The sequence below is a fragment of the Pseudomonas sp. JC1203 genome (assembly GCF_056175065.1).
On record NZ_JBWCAM010000004.1, the window covers coordinates 360,932 to 379,972 of the forward strand.

The following is a 19,041-nucleotide window of genomic DNA, read 5'->3' on the forward strand; positions in this document are numbered from 1 at the left end:
CTGTAGCGCGCTGTCGAGTCTGCCCCCCCTTTACTCCCACCGTAGCAGCTGCCGAAGGCTGCGTCCCAGGCGGCGCGGTGTGTCAGAAGCCATGCGTTGCCTGCGACGCCGCCTTCGGCAGCTGCTACAGGAACGAGTTAGCCCGCCTTGTTGAAATACTTCAACGCGTCCCTCAGCTTCGCCTGCGTTTCTTCGCTGAATGATGCCACCTCCTCCTCGGTAACCAGCCCCCTCACATAAGCCGCCTGCAGACCAATAGAGGCATGTCCTCGCGAATGGGGAAAGTTGTCGAACACCCGCACCACCTCCTCGTTCCCCTCATTGCAAAGGTTTCGAACGGCCTGAAAATGCTCCCGCGCCAGCGCCGAATCATCCTTGGCCGCCGCCATCATCTTGCGCCGTAGCCGTTCATACAGGCGCTCAACGGCCAATGGGCGATATCGACTCCACAGTTTCCACTCAGCTTCAGTCATGACTCTGCTCCGCTTTGCTTGACCCGAGCCAATATACGAGATTGCGCACCCCGAATCACTCGAACAATTTCCTATCAAAAAAACCTAATTAACGAGCACAAAAAACCATAAAAACGCCAACAGAGATAACTTATCTCAAAGTTTTACAGATGCTTGCCATCCCCTGCCGCAATGGTTAGGGTTGAAGGCATGAAAACTCTTCACACCCTCATTCTCCTTCGTCAACACCGCTGCCTAAGCTTGGTCAGTGCACGACTGCCACGCTGAATCGCGTCGCCTCGCCCTTCTACCTTTGCATTATTCGGCAGGCCCTTTTCAAGGCCGCACAACAAGGATTGCCCATCATGACCATGCTCAAAGACCCGTCTTCGAAATACCGCGCCTTCGCCCAGGTCAACCTGCCTGACCGCACCTGGCCGAACCAGACCATCACCACCGCGCCTATCTGGTGCAGCTCCGACCTGCGCGACGGCAACCAGTCGCTGATCGAGCCGATGGATGCGGTGAAGAAGCTGCGTTTCTGGAAGACCCTGGTCAGCGTGGGCGTGAAGGAGATCGAGGCGTCGTTCCCTTCGGCGTCGCAAACCGACTTTGACTTCGTTCGCACCCTGATCGAAGACAATCACATCCCGGAAGACACCACCATCCAGGTGCTGACCCAGGCCCGCGAAGACCTGATCGCGCGTACCTTCGAATCGCTGAAAGGCGCCAAGAAAGCCATTGTCCACCTGTACAACGCCACCTCGCCGTCCTTCCGCAAGATCGTCTTCAACCAGGACAAGCAGGGCGTGAAGGACATCGCGGTGAACGCGGCCAAGCTGTTCGTCAAATATGCCGCCCAGCAGCCGGAAACCCAGTGGACCTTCCAGTATTCGCCGGAAACCTTCAGCGCCACCGAGCTGGAGTTCGCGAAGGAAGTCTGTGACGCGGTGATCGAGGTGTGGAACCCGACGCCCGAGCACAAGATCATCCTCAACCTGCCGGCCACTGTAGAGGTCAGCACCCCGAACATCTACGCCGACCAGATCGAATGGTTCGGCCGTAACGTGTCGCGCCGTGACAGCGTGATCATCAGCCTGCACACCCACAACGACCGTGGCACCGGCGTGGCCGCCACCGAACTGGGCCTGATGGCCGGCGCCGACCGTGTGGAAGGCTGCCTGTTCGGCAACGGCGAGCGCACCGGCAACGTCGACCTGGTGACCCTGGCACTGAACCTGTACACCCAGGGCGTCGACCCTGAACTGGACTTCTCCGACATCGACGGCGTGCGCAAAGTGGTCGAAGAGTGCAACCAGATCGCCGTGCACCCACGCCACCCCTACGTTGGCGACCTGGTTCACACCGCGTTCTCCGGCTCGCACCAGGACGCCATCCGCAAGGGCTTCACCCAGCAGAAAGAAGATACCCTGTGGGAAGTGCCTTACCTGCCAATCGACCCGGCCGACATTGGCCGCAGCTACGAGGCGGTCATCCGCGTCAACAGCCAATCGGGCAAGGGTGGCATCACCTACCTGCTGGAACAGGAATACGGCATCAGCCTGCCGCGCCGCATGCAGATCGAGTTCAGCCAGGTGGTGCAGGGTGAAACCGACCGCCTGGGCCTGGAAATGACTGCCCAGCAAATTTATGCGCTGCTGCACAAGGAATACCTGCAAGCCAACGCCCCGTACGCGCTGGTCAGCCACCGCCTGCAGGAAGAGAACGGCAACAGCAAGGTCGACGTCGAAGTGCACAGTGACGGCGAGACCGTGCACTGGCGCGGCAAGGGCAATGGCGCCCTGGAAGCGCTGGCCTCGGCCATGCCGGTACCGGTGGAGATCATGGACTACAACGAACACGCCATCGGCGCCGGCACCAACGCCAAGGCCGCGGCCTACATCGAGCTGCGCGTGGCCGGTGGCCGTGCGGTGCACGGCGTGGGCGTGGACGAGAACATCACCACCGCCAGCTTCAAGGCACTGTTCAGCGCATTGAATCGCTCGTTGAGCCAGCAGGAAGCAAAGGCGGCGTAAGCCTTCCTTGCCTAAAAAAACCGGCCCATGTGGCCGGTTTTTTCATGGGTGAAATCATGAGAACGTGAAGGTATCCGCATCCAGGTGCGCCGGGAAGCGCGTGCGGTAGGCGGCCAGTTCCGCGGCGCTGAGCGCTACGTGGAACACGCCATCGGCCTCCCCCGCGCTCAGCAGGCTCTCGCCCTGAAAATCCAGCACCTGGCTGTCGCCGGTATAGGCGAAACCCTTGCCGTCGGTGCCCACGCGGTTCACTGCCGCCACGTAGCACAGGTTCTCGATGGCACGCGCCGGCAGCAACCGGTTCCAGTGCAGGCGACGCGCGCCGGGCCAGTTGGCGGTGTACAACAGCAGGTCGGTGTCCTGGGCGTCGCGGCTCCACACCGGGAAGCGCAGGTCGTAGCAGATCAGCGGGCGAATGCGCCAGCCGTTCAGCTCGAACTGCACCTGACGCTCGCCAGGGGTGTAGTGCTTGTGCTCGCCGGCCATGCGGAACAGGTGGCGCTTGTCGTAGTGCAGCAGTTCGCCATCGGGGCGCGCCCACAGCAGGCGGTTGCGATGGCTGCCGTCGGCGGCCTGGATGATCACGCTGCCGGTGACCACCGCGTTCAGGCGCACGGCCTGCGCACGCAGCCACTTGCTGGCAGGGCCATTCTCCGGCTCGCACAGACCGGCCGAGTCCATGGAAAAGCCGGTGGTGAACATCTCCGGCAGAATGATCAGGTCCGCACCGCGGGCCTGCTCCAGCAGGGCCTCGAAGTGCTCGAAATTGGCTGTGCGGTCATGCCAGGCCAGGGTGGTTTGCACCAGGGCCAGGTTCAGGTTCGCCAGCGTACTCAAATCACGCATAGTTTCTTCGCCGCTTCCCGCAGCGTCTCCTCGCGTTTGGCGAAACACAGGCGTACCAGGCGCTGTTCCGGGATGGGTGTCTGGTAGAACACCGACACCGGAATGGTCGCCACGCCGTGCTCGCGGGTCATCCACAGAGCCATGTCGACATCGTTCAAGTCGGGGCGGATCTGCGAGTAATCCACCAGCTGGAAATACGTGCCCGCCACCCGGGTGAAGCTGAACCGCGACGGTGCCAGCAGGTCGCAGAACAGATCACGCTTGGCCTGGTAGAACCCGGGCAGTTCTTCAACATGCTCGGGGCAGGCCGCCATGTAGTCCGCCAACGCCCACTGCAGCGGGGTCACCCCACAGAAGTTGACGTACTGGTGGACCTTGCGCAGCTCTGCGCTCAAGGCCGGGGGGGCGATCACATAACCCGTCTTCCAACCGGTGACGTGGTAGGTCTTGCCGAACGAGCTGACCACGAAAGCCCTGGAATAGAGCGCTTCGTTGGCCAGCACGCTGGCATGTCTGACCCCATCGTAGACCAGGTGTTCATACACTTCATCACTGATCAGGTAGATATCGCGACCTTCGATCAGTTGCGCCAGCTGCGCAAGGTCGGCGGCGCTGATCAAGGCGCCGCTGGGGTTGTGCGGGCTGTTGAGGATGATCATCCGCGTGCGCGGGCTCAGGGCATCGCTGAGCTGCTGCCAATCGATGGAAAAATCCCGGGCATCGAGCTGCACATGCACGCAGCGGCCGCCGGCCAGTTCCACCGAGGGCTCGTAGCTGTCGTAGCAGGGGTCGAAGACGATTACCTCGTCACCAGCACGCACCACCGCCTGCACCGCACAGAAGATCGCCTCGGTAGCGCCTGGGGTGATGGTGACTTCGGTGTCGGCGCTGACGGTGGCGCCATACTGGCGCAGCACCTTGGCGGCTACCTGTTCGCGCAGGGCCGGCAAGCCGGTCATGGGCGCGTACTGGTTGTGGCCAGCGTTGATATGGCGCACCACGGCATCACGCAGGCCTTGGGGGCCGTCGTAGTCGGGGAAGCCTTGGGACAGGTTGAGCGCACCCGTCTCGGCGGCGAGCTGGGACATGGTGGTGAAGATGGTCGTGCCGACATTCGGCAGCTTGCTGGTGATCATCGGGCCTATCCCTGACAACTGGGGAGCCCAGCAGGATAGCCCAACGAACAGCGGGAAAACCAGTACAGAACCACCCGTGGGAGCGGGCTCTGCCCGCGAAGGCTACACCGTATGAGCCCAGAGACTATGCGGTGCTTTCTTCGCGGGCAGAGCCCGCTCCCACGGGGTATCGCGAAAACCGGGGATCAGCGCTTGTCGCGGCGCTTCTTGTCGGCTTTCTTGTGGTGCGACATCAAGCGACGCTTCTTGTTGACCTGGCGGTCGGTCAGCGTGTTCTTGTTGCCTTCATACGGGTTGTCGCTGCCCTTGAACTCGATGCGGATCGGCGTGCCGACCAGCTTCAGGACGCGGCGGTAGGTGTTTTCCAGGTAACGAACGTAGCTGTTCGGCACCTTTTCCACCTGGTTGCCGTGGATCACGATCAGCGGCGGGTTGGCACCACCCAGGTGGGCATAGCGCAGCTTGATGCGGCGGCTGTTGACCATCGGCGGCTGGTGCTCCTGCACCGCGTCCTCGAGGATCTGGGTCAGGCGGCTGGTCGGCCAGCGAGTGATCGCCGACTTGAACGAGGCCTGCACCGAACCGTACAGGTTGCCCACGCCGGTGCCATGCAGCGCCGAGATGAAGTGGATGTCGGCGAAGTCGACGAAGAACAACCGGCGTTCCAGCTCGGTCTTCACGTAGTCGCGCTCGCTCGGCTGCATGCCGTCCCACTTGTTCAGTGCGATGACGATGGCACGGCCCGATTCCAGCGCGAAGCCCAGCAGGTTCAGGTCATGGTCCACCACGCCTTCACGGGCGTCCATGACGAAGATCACGACGTTGGCATCCTTGATGGCCTGCAGCGTCTTGACCACCGAGAACTTCTCGACTTCTTCATGGATCTTGCCGCGCTTGCGCACACCGGCGGTGTCGATGAAGGTGTACTTCTCGCCGTTGCGCTCGAACGGGATGTAGATGCTGTCACGGGTGGTGCCGGGCTGATCGTAGACGATTACCCGCTCTTCACCGAGCATGCGGTTGACCAGGGTCGACTTGCCCACGTTCGGACGGCCGATGATGGCGATCTTGATGCCATCCTTCTCGCTCGGGCCAGGAATACGGACTTGCTCTTCGCCTTCGGCGACGCCTTCAGCCAGGTCTTCCTCTTCCACGTCACGCGGGAATTCGCTCAGGGCGGCTTCCAGCAGCGTGTTCACGCCACGGCCCTGCGCACCGGCGACGCCGATGGCGTGGCCCATGCCCAATGGGGCGAATTCGGCGCGGGCCATTTCCGGATCGATGTTGTCGATCTTGTTGGCCACCAGGATAGAGCGCTTGTTGCGCTTGCGCAGGTGCTCGGCAATCATCTGGTCGGCGGCGGTGAAACCGGCACGGGCATCGACCAGGAACAGCACGACATCGGCTTCTTCGATGGCCAGCAGCGACTGCTCGGCCATCTTCTCGTCCATGCCGTGCTCGTCACCGGAAATACCGCCGGTGTCGATCAGGATGTAGGAACGCCCTTGCCAGTGCGCCTCTCCGTATTGGCGATCACGGGTAAGACCAGACAGGTCGCCGACGATGGCGTCGCGGCTTTTGGTCAGGCGGTTGAACATGGTGGACTTGCCGACGTTCGGTCGGCCCACCAGGGCGATTACGGGAACCATTAGGCTCTCCACTGCGTTATTTCAGAAAATACAAAGGCCGCTGCAGGCAGCGGCCGGAGTTCGTGACGGCATGCGAACATGCCGTTGACCCTGCCGGGGGCGGGGCCGCTGGAGGCCATGGCTGACCTCCAGCATAGTCAAAGCCTTACTTGATGGTGAGGGCTTCGAGCTTGCCGCTGTTGCCGAACACGTAAATCATGTTCCCGGCCACCAGCGGACGGGCTCGCAGGCCGTCGCCGTCAATTTTTTCACGACCGACGAAGCGGCCATCGACCTGGCTCAGCAGGTGCAGGTAGCCTTCGAAGTCACCCACGGCCACGTAGCTTGAGAACACCTCGGGCGCCGACAGCTGGCGGCGGGCCAGTTTGTCGTTGCTCCACAGCGCGGTGGTGGTGCGCTCGTCGACGCCTTCCACGGTGCCGGAAGCCAGCGCCACGTAGACGCTGCCGAAGCCTTGGGCCACGCCGGCGTAGCTGGAAGCGTCACGCTGCCACAGCACGCGGCCGCTTTCCAGATCCAGGCCCGCCATGCGGCCCTGGTAGCTGGCGACGTACAGGGTACCACCGGACAGCAGCAGGCCGCCGTCGATATCGACGACACGCTCAAGTTCCGAGCGGCCCTGCGGCACGGCAATGCGTTGTTCCCACACCGGCACACCGTTGCTGATGTCCAGGGCAACGACCTTGCCGGTGGACAGGCCAGCCACTGCCAAGTGGTTGGTGACCAGCGGGGCACTGGTGCCACGCAGGGTCAGTACCGCAGGGGTGCTGTCGTAGATCCAGCGCTGGGTGCCAGTGTTGGCGTCCAGGCCGACCAGGCGGTCGTCCTGAGTCTGCACCACTACCACGTCACCGTTGCTGGCAGGCGGCGCCAATACTTCGCTGCCCACCTTGGCGCGCCATTTGACTTCACCGTTGGTGGCGTCCAGGGCAATGACTTCACCACTGATGGTGCCCAGCATGACCAGGCCGTAACCGACACCGACCGCGCCCGACACCGAAGTGTCGAGGTCTTTCTTCCAGATCACGTCACCGTTCAGACGGTTCAGGTCCATGACCACGCCGGTCACGTCAGCGGCGTAGATGCTGTCGTTCTCGATCGCTGGAACCAGCATGTTGTAGGTTTCGCCCTGACCGTCACCGATCGAACGACTCCACTCCTTGTGCAGGACCACTTCTTCCTTGAACTTGGTCAGCTCGGCAGGAGGCAATTCCTTTTTGCTGTTGCTGCTGCAACCCGCGGCCAGAATGGCCAGAGCCAGCAATGCTGCATGTTTCCAACGGATCACGTCACGCATCTTTTTTCGCCAGGTCGTCGAGTTTGATTTGCAAGCCACCCACTGCTGCCTCATCGGACAGGGCTGCCTTGGCCTTCTGGTACGCCGCGTAGGCGTCGTCAGTACGGCCCAGCTGCACCAGCAGGTCGCCCTTGAGTTCTTCGCGGCTGGCCAGGAACGCCTTGTCGGCGTCACCGTCCAGCAGCTTCAGGGCGTCTTCAGCCTTGTTCTGCGCAGCCAGGACCTGAGCCAGGCGCTGACGGGCGATTTCACCCAGCATGGCGTCCTTGGGCTTGTCGACCACGGCTTTCAGCTCGTTGGCGGCGTCGTCCAGCTTGCCGGCGTCCACGGCCACCTTGGCCACGAACAGGCTGCCATACTGCGCGTACTCGCTGTTGCCGTACTCGGTCTTGAGCTTGTTGGCCAGGTCCGCAACCTGCGCGGTGTCAGGCTTGCCGGCAGGGTTCAGCGCGGTTTCCAGCAGTTGCTGGTACAGGCTGGACGCACCTTGCGACTGGTTGGCCTGGTACTTGTGCCAGGCTTGCCAGCCAAACACCACCACCAGGGCCAGCAGCACGCCGGTGACCAGAGGCTTGCCGTTACGCTGCCAAAAGTCCTTCAACTCGGCGAGTTGTTCATCTTCGGTACTCGACACCCCAATACTCCTATTTCGCAAATTCGGCCTGAAGCCTGCCTCAACCCTGCACGACGCAAGTCGCCAGATGCTCACCCAGAGCATCCCAGGCAATGTTTTGTTGTTCGCCCTGGCCACGCAGGGGTTTGAAACCTACCACTTGTTGCGCCAGTTCGTCGTCCCCCAGGATCAAGGCGTAGAGCGCACCGCTCTTGTCCGCCTTCTTGAACTGGCTCTTGAAGCTGCCGGCACCGGCATTGACCTGGATGCGCAGTTGCGGCAATGCATCGCGCAGGCGCTCGGTCAGGGCCAGGCCGGCCAGTTCGGCCTGCTCGCCAAAGGCGCACAGGTAAACGTCAACGGTACGGGCGATGGACTCAGGTACCTGCTCCAGGGTTTCCAGCAGCAGGATCAGGCGCTCGATGCCCATGGCGAAACCGACACCAGGGGTAGGCTTGCCGCCCATCTGCTCGACCAGGCCGTCGTACCGGCCGCCAGCACACACGGTGCCCTGGGCGCCGAGCTTGTCGGTGACCCACTCGAATACCGTCTTGCTGTAGTAGTCCAGGCCACGCACCAGCTTGGGGTTGATCACGTAGGGAATGCCGGCGGCGTCCAGGCGGGCCTTCAGGCCCTCGAAGTGCACGCGCGACTCTTCGTCCAGGTAATCGGCCAGCTTGGGTGCGTTGACCAGCACGGCCTGGGTCTCAGGGTGCTTGGTGTCGAGCACGCGCAGCGGGTTGGTCTTCAACCGGCGCTGGCTGTCTTCGTCAATCTGGTCCAGGTGCTCGGTCAGGAACGCCACCAGTGCTTCGCGGTAGCGGCCACGGGCCTCGGAGGTGCCCAGGCTGTTGAGTTCCAGTTTCACCGCGTCGCGGATGCCCAGGGCACCCCACAGGCGCCAGGTCAGCACGATAAGCTCGGCATCGATGTCGGGACCGTCGAGGTTGAACACCTCGCAACCGATCTGGTGGAACTGGCGGTAGCGGCCTTTCTGCGGGCGCTCGTGACGGAACATGGGGCCCACGTACCAGAGCTTCTGCACCTGGCCACCACCGGTAATACCGTGCTCCAGCACCGCGCGCACGCAGGCAGCCGTGCCTTCAGGGCGCAGGGTGAGCGAGTCGCCGTTGCGGTCCTCGAAGGTGTACATCTCTTTTTCGACGATGTCGGTGACTTCGCCGATGGAGCGCTTGAACAGGTCGGTGAACTCGACGATCGGCATGCGGATCTGCCGGTAGCCGTAGGTGTCCAGCAGGCCTGCCACGGTGCCTTCGAAGTAGCGCCACAGGGGCGTCTGGTCGGGCAGGATGTCGTTCATGCCACGGATGGCTTGCAGCGTCTTACTCACGAGAAATCCTTAGTGTTCTGTCAGCCGCGGGCGATCAGCGCCGCGTCGGCCTCGACCTTTTCGGCCGCCTTCTGGCGAATCAGCTTCTCGAGCTCTTCCACCAGGTTGTCGTTGGTCAGCTTCTGCGCCGGCTTGCCGTCGATGTAGATCAGGTTCGGGGTGCCACCGGTCAGGCCCACGTGGGCTTCCTTGGCTTCGCCAGGGCCGTTCACCACGCAACCGATCACCGCCACGTCCAGCGGCACCAGCAGGTCTTCCAGGCGCCCTTCCAGCTCGTTCATGGTCTTCACCACATCGAAGTTCTGCCGCGAGCAACTCGGGCAGGCGATGAAGTTGATGCCACGCGAGCGCAGGCGCAGGGACTTGAGGATGTCGTAGCCAACCTTGATCTCCTCCACCGGGTCTGCCGCCAGGGAGATGCGGATGGTGTCGCCGATGCCATCGGCCAGCAGCATACCTAGGCCCACGGAGGATTTCACCGTGCCCGAGCGCAAACCACCGGCTTCGGTGATGCCCAGGTGCAGCGGCTGGGAGATCTGGGTGGCCAGCAGGCGGTAGGCAGCAACGGCCATGAACACGTCGGAGGCCTTCACGCTGACCTTGAAGTCCTGGAAGTTCAGGCGCTCCAGGTGCTCAACGTGGCGCAGGGCCGACTCCACCAGTGCCTCAGGGGTAGGCTCGCCGTATTTTTTCTGCAGGTCCTTTTCCAGCGAACCGGCGTTCACGCCGATGCGAATCGGGATGCCACGGTCGCGGGCGGCATCGACCACGGCGCGCACACGGTCTTCGCGACCGATGTTGCCCGGGTTGATGCGCAGGCAGTCGACGCCCAGTTCGGCCACGCGCAAGGCGATCTTGTAGTCGAAGTGGATGTCGGCCACCAGCGGCACGCGCGATTGCAACTTGATCTTGCCGAACGCCTCGGCGGCGTCCATGTCGGGCACCGAGACGCGGACGATGTCGGCGCCGGCCTCTTCCAGGCGGCGGATCTGCGCCACGGTGGCGGCGACGTCATTGGTATCGGTGTTGGTCATGCTCTGTACAGCGATGGGGGCATCGCCGCCCACCGGCACATTGCCAACCCAGATTTTACGGGATTCGCGACGTTTGATCGGGGATTCGCCGTGCATGATTTATTGTCCCACTTTCATGCGAGCAGTCTCGCCAGAGGTGAAAGGTGCAACGTCGACCGGCTGGCCGTTGTAGCTGACCTGCGCGCCACGGGCATAGCCCAGGCGCACGGCGAACGGCGGCTTGCCGTTCAGGTCGACGGTCTCGCCCTTGCGCTTGAGTGCGCTGAGCAGCACCTTGCCGTTGCCGTCGGTGACCTGGGTCCAGCAATCGGCGATGAATTTCAGTTGCAGCTGGCCAGCACCGGCTACCGGGGCCTGGGCTGCCGGCGCCGCAGGGGCAGCCACGACAGGCGCAGCAACCGGCGCCGCCGGCTGGTGAACCAGCGCCGGCGCGTTCGGGGCAGCCGGGGCCGGGGCGGTTACCGCAGGCGCAGGTGCCACGGTAGGCGCGGCGGGCTGAACGCCGGCTGTCGCAGGCACGGCCGGCGCCTCGGTGGTGGTAGTGGCTTCAGCCGGGGCCGTTTCAGCTTCAGGCTTCTGCCCCTCGGCCACGGCCTGGTCTTCAGGCTCGTCGATCGGGTGGATCTGGGTGGTGCCGTCGGCGCTTTCGACCTCGACGTGCTCCATGGCCAGGCCGGCCTGGTCCTTGCCGCGCTGGGCGGTCTGGTCCTGCCACCAGAAGAAGCCGCCACCCACCACCAGTACCAGCAACAGCAGGCTCACGCCACGCAAGATGTTGTGGGACAGGCGCACCGGCTCCTCGATGCGGCCCAGCGCGTGCACTTCACTGCCCTGCGCGTGGCTGCCGGTGGCCTGGTCGAAGGCCTGCACCAGGGGCGCCTGGTCCATGCCCAGCAACTTGGCGTAGGCACGGATATAACCGCGGGCGAAGGTGTGCCCCGGCAGCTTGTCGAAAGCACCGGCTTCCAGGTTGCCCAACGAAGTGGCCGTCAGGTTGAGTTTCACGGCCACGTCGGCCAGCGACCAGCCTTTGCTCTCGCGGGCCTGGCGCAAGGTGTCACCAGGGTTCACGCGAGTCGCTGCTACAACTTCGGGATGCGCCGCTTTCATCATTGCTCCGACAGGTATTGCTGATATTCCGGCGTACCGGGATAGAGTCTTCTAAGTTGCAGGCCGAAACTGGCGGCCTTGTTCTTGTCCTGGAAAATCCGTGCCAGGCGCGTGCCCAGCAACAGGCTGCGGGCGTTCTGCTCGCTCAGCTGGCTGAAGCGGTCGTAGTAACCGCGCGCCGGCACATAATGCCTGTCTTCGTAAGACAACTCAGCCATTTCCAGCAAAGCCTGGGGCTGATCGGCCTTGAGCCGCAACGCCTTGTCGAACAATTGCACCGCCAACGGCTTGTTACCCATGGCCCGGGCCGTCAGGCCAAGGTTTTCGAACACCCGCGAGCGCTCAGGATACAGGGGATCGTCGGCTGCTTTCTCAAAGGTTTCGTAAGCTTCCTGATACCGCTTCTGCTCGTACAGGAAACCGCCGTAATTGTTGAGGGTGCGGGCATCTTTCGGGCGGCTGGACAGCGCCTTCTTGAAGTACTGCTCGGCCAGTTTGGGCTCAAGCTCGGCCTGGAACACCAAACCCAGGGCCGCATTGGCCTCCGGGTCCGAGCTGTCGATTTCCAGCGCCTGCTTGAGCGGCACCTTGGCCTGTTCGGCCTGGCCGGTCTGCAGGTAGCCGATGCCCAATTGGACCAGAGCCTTGCGCGCCTCTTCGCGTCCCTTGCTGGTTTCCATCGGGTTGACTTTACCCGTGGAAACGCAACCAACCAGCAGGTTGAAGAACAATAGCAACAGCGCGGCGCGCACGGTCATGGAGATCCTCTCTCAGGGCCGGTTGTCGGCGTTCAGCGGCATATCGGCGTCGGCTGCCAGCTGGCGTACGGCGATATAGCGTTCGCTACGGCGGGTGCGGTCCATCACCTGCCCTACCAATTGACCACAGGCGGCGTCGATGTCTTCGCCGCGGGTAGTGCGCACCGTGACATTGAAACCGGCCTGGTGCAAATGATCCTGGAAACGCCGGATGGCGTTGTTGCTCGGACGCTCGTAACCGGAGTGCGGGAACGGGTTGAACGGGATCAGGTTGATCTTGCACGGTACGTTCTTGAGCAGCTCGACCATTTCCACCGCGTGCTCGAGCTTGTCGTTGACGTCCTTGAGCAGGGTGTACTCGATGGTCAGCACGCGCTTCTCGCCCAGTTGGGACATGTAGCGCTGGCACGACTCGAGCAGCATCTTGAGCGGGTATTTCTTGTTGATCGGCACCAGTTCGTTGCGCAGCGCGTCGTTCGGCGCGTGCAGCGACAGGGCCAGCGAGACGTCGATGTGATCGGCGAGCACGTCGATCATCGGCACCACGCCCGAGGTGGACAGGGTGACCCGGCGTTTGGAGATGCCATAGCCCAGGTCATCCATCATCAGCCGCATGGCGGAGATGACGTTGTCGAAGTTCAGCAATGGCTCGCCCATGCCCATCATCACCACGTTGGTGATGGCGCGGTCGATGGTAGCCGGGACACTGCCGAAGGATTTGTTGGCAATCCACACCTGGCCGATGACTTCGGCGGCGGTGAGGTTGCTGTTGAAGCCTTGCTTGCCGGTGGAGCAGAAACTGCAATCCAGCGCGCAGCCCGCCTGGGACGAAACACACAAGGTGCCACGCTTGCCCTGCGGGATGTAAACGGTCTCGACGCAGCTGCCGGACGCCACGCGCACCACCCATTTACGGGTGCCGTCGGTGGAGATGTCTTCGCTGACGACTTCGGGACCACGAATTTCGGCACAGGCCTTGAGCTTTTCGCGCAAGGCCTTGCCGACGTTCGTCATGGCGTCGAAATCATCGACGCCAAAATGGTGAATCCACTTCATGACCTGACCGGCACGAAAGCGCTTCTCCCCGATCGAGTCGAAGAACTGTTCCATCTCTGGTTGGGTCAAGCCCAATAGGTTTGTCTTGCCAGTCATTACGGTCATGGTTTCACCTTCACTCGTTGGCCGTGGCTTAGCGAGTGGTTACTTCGGTAGCAGCGAAGAAGTACGAGATTTCGCGGGCAGCAGCGGCTTCGGAGTCCGAACCGTGAACAGCGTTGGCGTCGATGGAGTCAGCGAAGTCAGCACGGATGGTGCCGGCAGCAGCTTCTTTAGGGTTGGTAGCGCCCATCAGCTCACGGTTCAGAGCGATGGCGTTTTCGCCTTCCAGAACCTGAACAACGACAGGACCGGAGATCATGAAGGCAACCAGCTCGCCGAAGAAGCCACGAGCGCTGTGCTCAGCGTAGAAACCTTCAGCTTCGGCCTTGGACAGTTGCTTCAGTTTCGAGGCAACGACGCGCAGACCGGCTTTTTCGAAACGAGTGGTGATCTCGCCGATGACGTTCTTGGCAACAGCGTCAGGCTTGATGATGGAGAAAGTACGTTGAACAGCCATGGTGAAACTCCAGAAACAGTGATTGTTGCGAAAAATTAAACCCGCGAATTATACGCGGGTTCTGGGGTAATGCCTAACCTGCAAAGATGATCAGTCTATTTCGTCGGCCCAAAGGGTCTGGACCGCTTCCAGCACCTTCTCGCCTACCCGGCCAGAAGTGCTGTCGAAACCAGGCAAATCCTTGATCCATTGCTGCAGATCGACGAAATTCACCGAATACGGGTCAACGCCCGGCTTGGCTTCGGCCAATTCCTCTGCAATACGTTGTACATCATTCCAACCGTAGCTCATGACAGCTTCCCGATCAGTGCGGCGCTTCGGCCGCATGGTTAAGCGAATATTTCGGGATTTCGACCGTCAGGTCCTCGGTACCCACCACGGCCTGGCACGCCAGGCGCGAGTGCGGCTCCAGCCCCCAGGCCTTGTCCAGGTAATCTTCTTCCAGCTCGTCGGCTTCTTCCAGCGAATTGAAGCCCTCGCGGATGATGCAGTGACAGGTGGTGCAGGCGCACACGCCACCGCAGGCGCTTTCGATCTCGATGTGGTGGTCGTGGGCCAGCTCAAGGATCGAAGTACCGGTGGGAGCCTCGACTACCAGCCCTTCAGGGCAAAACTTTTCGTGGGGCAGAAAAATGACCTGCGGCATCGTTATTCCTCAATCTCATTCAGGTTGCGCCCGGCCAACGCGGCTTTCACCGTCGAGTCGAGGCGGCGGGCCGCGAAGGCGTCGGTGACCTGCGACAGACGCTTGGTCTGCTGCTCGATGGCCGCGCCGTCGGTACCGCTCATCAATTCACGCAAATCGGTCATTTGCAGCTCGATTACCAGGCGCTCTTCGGCGTCCAGCAGGCGGTCGCCATCAGCTTCCAGGGCGCCCTGCACCGCTTCCAGCAGGCGCTCGGCGTCTACCTGGTGCTCGCGCAGCTGGCGCGCGACCTTGTCGTCGCCGGCGTACTGGAACGAATCCTTGAGCATGCGGGCGATTTCGCCGTCGGTCAGGCCGTAGGACGGCTTGACCTGGATGCTGGCCTCGACGCCCGAACCCAGCTCACGCGCGGAAACGCTGAGCAGGCCGTCGGCATCGACCTGGAAGGTGACGCGAATTTTCGCCGCGCCCGCCACCATGGCCGGGATGCCACGCAATTCGAAGCGTGCCAGCGAGCGGCAGTCACTGATCAGTTCACGCTCGCCTTGCAGCACGTGAATCATCATGGCCGACTGGCCGTCTTTATAAGTCGTGAAGTCCTGGCCACGGGCAACGGGGATGGTGGTGTTGCGCGGAATCACCTTCTCCATCAGCCCGCCCATGGTTTCCAGCCCCAGAGACAGCGGGATCACGTCCAGCAGCAACAGCTCGGCGCCGTCGCGCTTGTTGCCGGCCAGGGTGTCGGCCTGGATGGCAGCGCCGATGGCGACCACCTGGTCCGGGTCGATCTCGGTCAGGGGCTCGCGACCGAACAGCTCGGCAACGGCCTGGCGCACACGCGGCACACGGGTGGAACCGCCGACCATGACCACCGCGGCCACCTCGTCGATTTCCACACCCGAGTCACGCACGGCACGGCGGCAGGCCTTCAGGCTGCGGGCAACCATCGGCTCGACCAGGGCGTTGAACGCCTCGCGGCTCAGCGCGGCTTTCCACTCGCCGTACACCACTTCAACCGACGCTGCGTCAGTCAGGGCTTCCTTGGCGGCGCAGGCCACTTGCAGCAGATGGCGCTGCGCACCCGGGTCGAGGTCGGCGGACAGGCCAGCCTGCTCGACGATCCAGCTGGCGATGGCATGGTCGAAGTCGTCACCACCCAGGGCGCTGTCGCCACCGGTGGCCAGCACTTCGAAAACACCGCCAGTCAGGCGCAGGATAGAGATGTCGAAGGTACCGCCACCTAGGTCGTAGATGGCCACCAGGCCTTCGGCGTGCTGGTCCAGGCCATAGGCCACGGCGGCTGCGGTAGGTTCGTTGAGCAGGCGCAGCACGTTGAGGCCGGCCAGTTTGGCGGCGTCCTTGGTGGCCTGGCGCTGGGCGTCGTCGAAATAGGCCGGCACGGTGATCACCGCACCCACCAGCTCGCCACCCAGGGTGGCTTCGGCGCGCAGGCGCAGCACCTTGAGGATGTCGGCGGAGACTTCGACCGGGCTCTTGGCGCCCTGCACCGTCTCGATGAACGGCATGTGCGACTCGCCACCGACGAAGCGGTAGGGCAGTTGCTCGCCCAGCTGCTTGACGTCAGCCAGGCCGCGGCCCATCAGGCGCTTGACCGAGACGATGGTGTTGAGCGGGTCACTGGCGGCGGCAGCCTTGGCGCTGGCGCCCACTTCGACGCGGTCAGCGTGGTAGCGAACGGCGGACGGCAGGATGACCTGCCCCTGCGCGTCGGCCAGCGGCTCGGACAGACCACTGCGCAAGGCAGCGACCAGCGAATTGGTAGTGCCAAGGTCGATACCCACAGCCAGCTTGCGCTGGTGCGGTTGAGGACTCTGGCCGGGTTCGGCGATCTGCAGTAGGGCCATGCTTATCTGAATATCAGGCGTGCAGCCGTAGCAACACTGGGTTAATCGTCGAGGCGCTCTTCTAGCTGGCGCACTTCGTAGGAGAGCTTGTCGAGGAACTGCATGCGCCGCATCAGGCGTTCGGCCTGGTCACGTTGCGCCGCATCATCCCAACAGCCGGCGAAGCTTTCGTTCAGTTGCTCATGGGCAACCTTCAAGCGCCGCTTGAACTGCGCCACACCATCAAGGTCGGCACTGTCCTGCAGGTCTTCGAGCTCTTCGCGCCACTGCATCTGCTGCATCAGGAACTCAGGGTCGTGGACCGTGACTTCCTGGGGCACTTCGTGGCCACTGATGGCCAGCAGGTAACGGGCACGCTTGGGCGCGCTCTTGAGCGTCTGGTAGGCCTCGTTCAGGCCCGCCGACTGCTCAAGCGCCAGGCGCTGCTCGCGCTCGCTGCCATCGGCAAAGCGGTCGGGGTGCACGGCGCGCGCCAACTCACGGTAGCGCGCGGCCAACTGGTCGAGGTCCAGGCGGAAGCTCGGCTTGAGGTCGAACAAGGCAAAATGACAAGGAGTACCCACGGCCGGCCTCAAACGTTGAAGCTTTCGCCGCAGCCACATTCACCGCGTACGTTGGGGTTGTTGAACTTGAAGCCTTCGTTCAAGCCTTCCTTGACGAAGTCCAGTTCAGTGCCGTCCAGGTACGACAGGCTCTTGGGGTCGATGATCACTTTCTCGCCGTGACTTTCGAACACCTGATCGTCCTCGCCCAGCGCGTCAACGAACTCCAGCACATAGGCCAGGCCCGAACAGCCGGTGGTACGGACGCCCAGGCGGATGCCCTCGCCCTTGCCGCGGCCATCCAGCGAACGGCGGATATGCTTGGCGGCGGCTTCTGTCATGCTGATAGCCATCGAGACTCCTTACATCGTGCGATGTGTACGGTTAGAGCAAGCCTTTCTTCTGCTTGTAATCGTGAACGGCGGCCTTGATGGCGTCTTCAGCGAGTACGGAGCAGTGGATTTTCACCGGCGGCAACGCCAGTTCTTCGGCCAGCTGGGTGTTCTTGATGGTCTCAGCCTCGTCCAGCGTCTTGCCCTTCATCCACTCGGTGGCCAGGGAGCTGGAGGCGATGGCAGAGCCACAGCCGTAGGTCTTGAACTTGGCGTCTTCGATGATGCCCTGCTCGTTGACCTTGATCTGCAGGCGCATTACGTCGCCGCAGGCTGGAGCGCCAACCATGCCGGTGCCCACGTCCGGGTCTTCGGCATTCATCTTGCCGACGTTGCGTGGGTTTTCGTAGTGGTCGATGACCTTTTCGCTGTAAGCCATGATTCTCAATCCTCACTCATCAGGGCCGCTCTGAAGGCCCTGTAGGTACGCCTGCGGTAACGCCACGTCTCTACAGGATCTGGATGGTGGCGGCTTCTTTGTTTAGTGTGCCGCCCACTCGATCTTCGAGATGTCGACGCCGTCTTTGAACATATCCCACAGCGGCGACAGTTCGCGCAGCTTGGTCACGGCCTCGCAGACTTTCTGCGCGGCGTAGTCGATTTCTTCTTCGGTGCTGAAACGGCCGAAGGTGAAGCGGATCGAGCTGTGTGCCAGTTCGTCGTTGCGGCCCAGGGCGCGCAGCACGTAGGACGGCTCCAGCGAGGCCGAGGTGCAGGCCGAACCGGACGAAACGGCCAGGTCCTTGAGCGCCATGATCAGCGACTCGCCTTCGACGTAGTTGAAGCTCAGGTTCAGGTTGTGCGGCACGCGGGCAGTCAGGCTGCCGTTCACGTACAGCTCTTCCAGGTGCTCGACCTGCTTGAAGAAACGGTCGCTCAGGGCCTGCAGGCGGGCGTTCTCGCTGGCCATTTCCTGCTTGGCGATGGCGAAGGCCTCGCCCATGCCGACGATCTGGTGGGTAGCCAGGGTGCCCGAACGCATGCCGCGCTCGTGACCGCCGCCGTGCATGGTGGCTTCCAGGCGCACGCGTGGCTTGCGGCTGACATACAGCGCGCCAACGCCTTTCGGGCCGTAGGTCTTGTGGGCCGAGAACGACATCAGGTCGACTTTCAGCTTGGTCAGGTCGATGTCGACCTTGCCGGTGGACTGGGCTGCGTCAACGTGGAACATCACACCGCGCGAGCGGGTCAGCTCGCCAATGGCGGCGATGTCGTTGATGGTGCCGATTTCGTTGTTCACGTGCATCACCGAAACCAGGATGGTGTCGTCGCGCAGCGCGGCTTCGATCATGGCCGGGGTGATCAGGCCGTCTTCCTGAGGGTCCAGGTAGGTGACTTCGAAGCCTTCACGCTCCAGTTGGCGCATGGTGTCGAGGACAGCCTTGTGCTCGATCTTGGAGGTGATGAGGTGCTTGCCCTTGGTGTGATAGAAGTGCGCGACACCCTTGATGGCCAGGTTGTCGGACTCGGTTGCACCGCTGGTCCAGACGATTTCACGCGGGTCGGCGCCAACCAGGTCAGCCACCTGGCGACGGGCGTTCTCGACCGCTTCCTCGGCTTTCCAGCCGAACACGTGGGAACGCGATGCCGGGTTGCCGAAGTTCCCCTCGTTGGTCAGGCATTCAATCATCTTTTGCGCTACACGCGGGTCAACCGGCGTGGTGGCGGAGTAATCGAGGTAAATCGGCAACTTCATTGA

20 protein-coding genes are annotated in these 19,041 nt (G+C 62.6%); 1 reads left to right on the plus strand and 19 read right to left on the minus strand.

Going from position 1 to position 19,041, the window contains the following annotated elements; genetic code table 11:
- Positions 1 to 137: 137 nt before the first annotated feature.
- On the minus strand, positions 138 to 473 hold the full coding sequence (locus tag AC0SZ7_RS09075; RefSeq protein ID WP_475504073.1) for a hypothetical protein: 336 nt from the start codon (positions 471 to 473) through the stop codon (positions 138 to 140).
- Positions 474 to 817: 344 nt separating this feature from the next.
- Between AC0SZ7_RS09075 and leuA the strand changes: the two genes are divergently transcribed.
- Complete coding sequence (gene leuA / locus AC0SZ7_RS09080) at positions 818 to 2,488, plus strand: 2-isopropylmalate synthase (protein WP_475504074.1); 1,671 nt, start codon at positions 818 to 820, stop codon at positions 2,486 to 2,488.
- Between the two features lie 54 nt (positions 2,489 to 2,542).
- Here leuA and AC0SZ7_RS09085 read toward each other — a convergent pair whose 3' ends face one another.
- The 18 genes from AC0SZ7_RS09085 to AC0SZ7_RS09170 all read right to left on the minus strand — a co-directional run bounded on the left by AC0SZ7_RS09085 (position 2,543) and on the right by AC0SZ7_RS09170 (position 19,038).
- A complete protein-coding gene (locus tag AC0SZ7_RS09085) occupies positions 2,543 to 3,334 on the minus strand; it encodes an amidohydrolase (RefSeq protein WP_475504075.1) in 792 nt (263 codons plus the stop codon).
- Positions 3,322 to 4,470, minus strand: a complete 1,149-nt coding sequence (locus AC0SZ7_RS09090; protein WP_475504076.1) for a pyridoxal phosphate-dependent aminotransferase — start codon at positions 4,468 to 4,470, stop codon at positions 3,322 to 3,324. The genes AC0SZ7_RS09085 and AC0SZ7_RS09090 overlap by 13 nt, the downstream gene beginning before the upstream one ends.
- Before the next feature lie 185 nt (positions 4,471 to 4,655).
- Positions 4,656 to 6,119: a ribosome biogenesis GTPase Der gene (gene der, locus AC0SZ7_RS09095; RefSeq protein WP_475504077.1), complete on the minus strand. Its 1,464-nt coding sequence runs from the start codon at positions 6,117 to 6,119 to the stop codon at positions 4,656 to 4,658.
- 145 nt (positions 6,120 to 6,264) lie between these two features.
- Positions 6,265 to 7,416 (minus strand): outer membrane protein assembly factor BamB, encoded by a 1,152-nt coding sequence (gene bamB / locus AC0SZ7_RS09100; RefSeq protein WP_475504078.1) that lies wholly within the window; start codon positions 7,414 to 7,416, stop codon positions 6,265 to 6,267.
- Entirely contained in the window at positions 7,409 to 8,050 is a 642-nt protein-coding gene (locus AC0SZ7_RS09105; protein ID WP_475504079.1) for a YfgM family protein, read from the minus strand. Before AC0SZ7_RS09105 ends, bamB begins: the two co-directional genes overlap by 8 nt.
- A gap of 40 nt (positions 8,051 to 8,090) precedes the next feature.
- Entirely contained in the window at positions 8,091 to 9,380 is a 1,290-nt protein-coding gene (gene hisS, locus AC0SZ7_RS09110; protein ID WP_475504080.1) for a histidine--tRNA ligase, read from the minus strand.
- Positions 9,381 to 9,400: 20 nt separating this feature from the next.
- A complete protein-coding gene (gene ispG, locus AC0SZ7_RS09115) occupies positions 9,401 to 10,510 on the minus strand; it encodes a flavodoxin-dependent (E)-4-hydroxy-3-methylbut-2-enyl-diphosphate synthase (RefSeq protein ID WP_475504081.1) in 1,110 nt (369 codons plus the stop codon).
- Between the two features lie 3 nt (positions 10,511 to 10,513).
- Positions 10,514 to 11,524 (minus strand): RodZ domain-containing protein, encoded by a 1,011-nt coding sequence (locus tag AC0SZ7_RS09120; RefSeq protein ID WP_475504082.1) that lies wholly within the window; start codon positions 11,522 to 11,524, stop codon positions 10,514 to 10,516.
- Entirely contained in the window at positions 11,524 to 12,282 is a 759-nt protein-coding gene (gene pilW, locus AC0SZ7_RS09125) for a type IV pilus biogenesis/stability protein PilW (RefSeq protein ID WP_475504083.1), read from the minus strand. The genes AC0SZ7_RS09120 and pilW overlap by 1 nt, the downstream gene beginning before the upstream one ends.
- A 12-nt stretch (positions 12,283 to 12,294) precedes the next feature.
- Positions 12,295 to 13,443: a dual-specificity RNA methyltransferase RlmN gene (gene rlmN / locus AC0SZ7_RS09130; RefSeq protein ID WP_475504084.1), complete on the minus strand. Its 1,149-nt coding sequence runs from the start codon at positions 13,441 to 13,443 to the stop codon at positions 12,295 to 12,297.
- Positions 13,444 to 13,471: 28 nt separating this feature from the next.
- Positions 13,472 to 13,897 (minus strand): nucleoside-diphosphate kinase, encoded by a 426-nt coding sequence (ndk, locus tag AC0SZ7_RS09135; protein ID WP_008366138.1) that lies wholly within the window; start codon positions 13,895 to 13,897, stop codon positions 13,472 to 13,474.
- Positions 13,898 to 13,987: 90 nt separating this feature from the next.
- A complete protein-coding gene (iscX, locus tag AC0SZ7_RS09140) occupies positions 13,988 to 14,188 on the minus strand; it encodes a Fe-S cluster assembly protein IscX (RefSeq protein ID WP_416422726.1) in 201 nt (66 codons plus the stop codon).
- Positions 14,189 to 14,201: 13 nt separating this feature from the next.
- Positions 14,202 to 14,543: an ISC system 2Fe-2S type ferredoxin gene (gene fdx / locus AC0SZ7_RS09145; protein WP_475504085.1), complete on the minus strand. Its 342-nt coding sequence runs from the start codon at positions 14,541 to 14,543 to the stop codon at positions 14,202 to 14,204.
- 2 nt (positions 14,544 to 14,545) lie between these two features.
- Positions 14,546 to 16,408, minus strand: a complete 1,863-nt coding sequence (hscA, locus tag AC0SZ7_RS09150) for a Fe-S protein assembly chaperone HscA (RefSeq protein ID WP_475504086.1) — start codon at positions 16,406 to 16,408, stop codon at positions 14,546 to 14,548.
- A 41-nt stretch (positions 16,409 to 16,449) separates the two neighbouring features.
- Entirely contained in the window at positions 16,450 to 16,971 is a 522-nt protein-coding gene (gene hscB / locus AC0SZ7_RS09155; RefSeq protein ID WP_475504087.1) for a co-chaperone HscB, read from the minus strand.
- A gap of 8 nt (positions 16,972 to 16,979) precedes the next feature.
- Positions 16,980 to 17,303 (minus strand): iron-sulfur cluster assembly protein IscA, encoded by a 324-nt coding sequence (gene iscA / locus AC0SZ7_RS09160; RefSeq protein ID WP_475504088.1) that lies wholly within the window; start codon positions 17,301 to 17,303, stop codon positions 16,980 to 16,982.
- 31 nt (positions 17,304 to 17,334) lie between these two features.
- Positions 17,335 to 17,721 carry a Fe-S cluster assembly scaffold IscU gene (iscU, locus tag AC0SZ7_RS09165; RefSeq protein ID WP_093463004.1) on the minus strand — a complete coding sequence of 129 codons (387 nt, stop codon included), beginning with the start codon at positions 17,719 to 17,721 and terminating at the stop codon, positions 17,335 to 17,337.
- A gap of 102 nt (positions 17,722 to 17,823) precedes the next feature.
- The gene (locus AC0SZ7_RS09170; protein WP_475504089.1) at positions 17,824 to 19,038 is read right to left on the minus strand and encodes an IscS subfamily cysteine desulfurase; all 1,215 of its coding nucleotides are present in this window, start codon (positions 19,036 to 19,038) and stop codon (positions 17,824 to 17,826) included.
- Positions 19,039 to 19,041: the final 3 nt, after the last annotated feature.

Excerpts from the sequence above, each read along its gene's own strand:
- AC0SZ7_RS09075 (WP_475504073.1), bottom strand. The coding sequence starts at position 473 with ATGACTGAAGCTGAGTGGAAACTGTGGAGTCGATATCGCCCATTGGCC.
- leuA (WP_475504074.1), top strand. The coding sequence starts at position 818 with ATGACCATGCTCAAAGACCCGTCTTCGAAATACCGCGCCTTCGCCCAG.
- AC0SZ7_RS09085 (WP_475504075.1), bottom strand. The coding sequence starts at position 3,334 with ATGCGTGATTTGAGTACGCTGGCGAACCTGAACCTGGCCCTGGTGCAA.
- AC0SZ7_RS09090 (WP_475504076.1), bottom strand. The coding sequence starts at position 4,470 with ATGATCACCAGCAAGCTGCCGAATGTCGGCACGACCATCTTCACCACC.
- der (WP_475504077.1), bottom strand. The coding sequence starts at position 6,119 with ATGGTTCCCGTAATCGCCCTGGTGGGCCGACCGAACGTCGGCAAGTCC.
- bamB (WP_475504078.1), bottom strand. The coding sequence starts at position 7,416 with ATGCGTGACGTGATCCGTTGGAAACATGCAGCATTGCTGGCTCTGGCC.
- ispG (WP_475504081.1), bottom strand. The coding sequence starts at position 10,510 with ATGCACGGCGAATCCCCGATCAAACGTCGCGAATCCCGTAAAATCTGG.
- AC0SZ7_RS09120 (WP_475504082.1), bottom strand. The coding sequence starts at position 11,524 with ATGAAAGCGGCGCATCCCGAAGTTGTAGCAGCGACTCGCGTGAACCCT.
- pilW (WP_475504083.1), bottom strand. The coding sequence starts at position 12,282 with ATGACCGTGCGCGCCGCGCTGTTGCTATTGTTCTTCAACCTGCTGGTT.
- rlmN (WP_475504084.1), bottom strand. The coding sequence starts at position 13,443 with ATGACCGTAATGACTGGCAAGACAAACCTATTGGGCTTGACCCAACCA.
- ndk (WP_008366138.1), bottom strand. The coding sequence starts at position 13,897 with ATGGCTGTTCAACGTACTTTCTCCATCATCAAGCCTGACGCTGTTGCC.
- iscX (WP_416422726.1), bottom strand. The coding sequence starts at position 14,188 with ATGAGCTACGGTTGGAATGATGTACAACGTATTGCAGAGGAATTGGCC.
- fdx (WP_475504085.1), bottom strand. The coding sequence starts at position 14,543 with ATGCCGCAGGTCATTTTTCTGCCCCACGAAAAGTTTTGCCCTGAAGGG.
- hscA (WP_475504086.1), bottom strand. The coding sequence starts at position 16,408 with ATGGCCCTACTGCAGATCGCCGAACCCGGCCAGAGTCCTCAACCGCAC.
- iscA (WP_475504088.1), bottom strand. The coding sequence starts at position 17,303 with ATGGCTATCAGCATGACAGAAGCCGCCGCCAAGCATATCCGCCGTTCG.
- iscU (WP_093463004.1), bottom strand. The coding sequence starts at position 17,721 with ATGGCTTACAGCGAAAAGGTCATCGACCACTACGAAAACCCACGCAAC.
- AC0SZ7_RS09170 (WP_475504089.1), bottom strand. The coding sequence starts at position 19,038 with ATGAAGTTGCCGATTTACCTCGATTACTCCGCCACCACGCCGGTTGAC.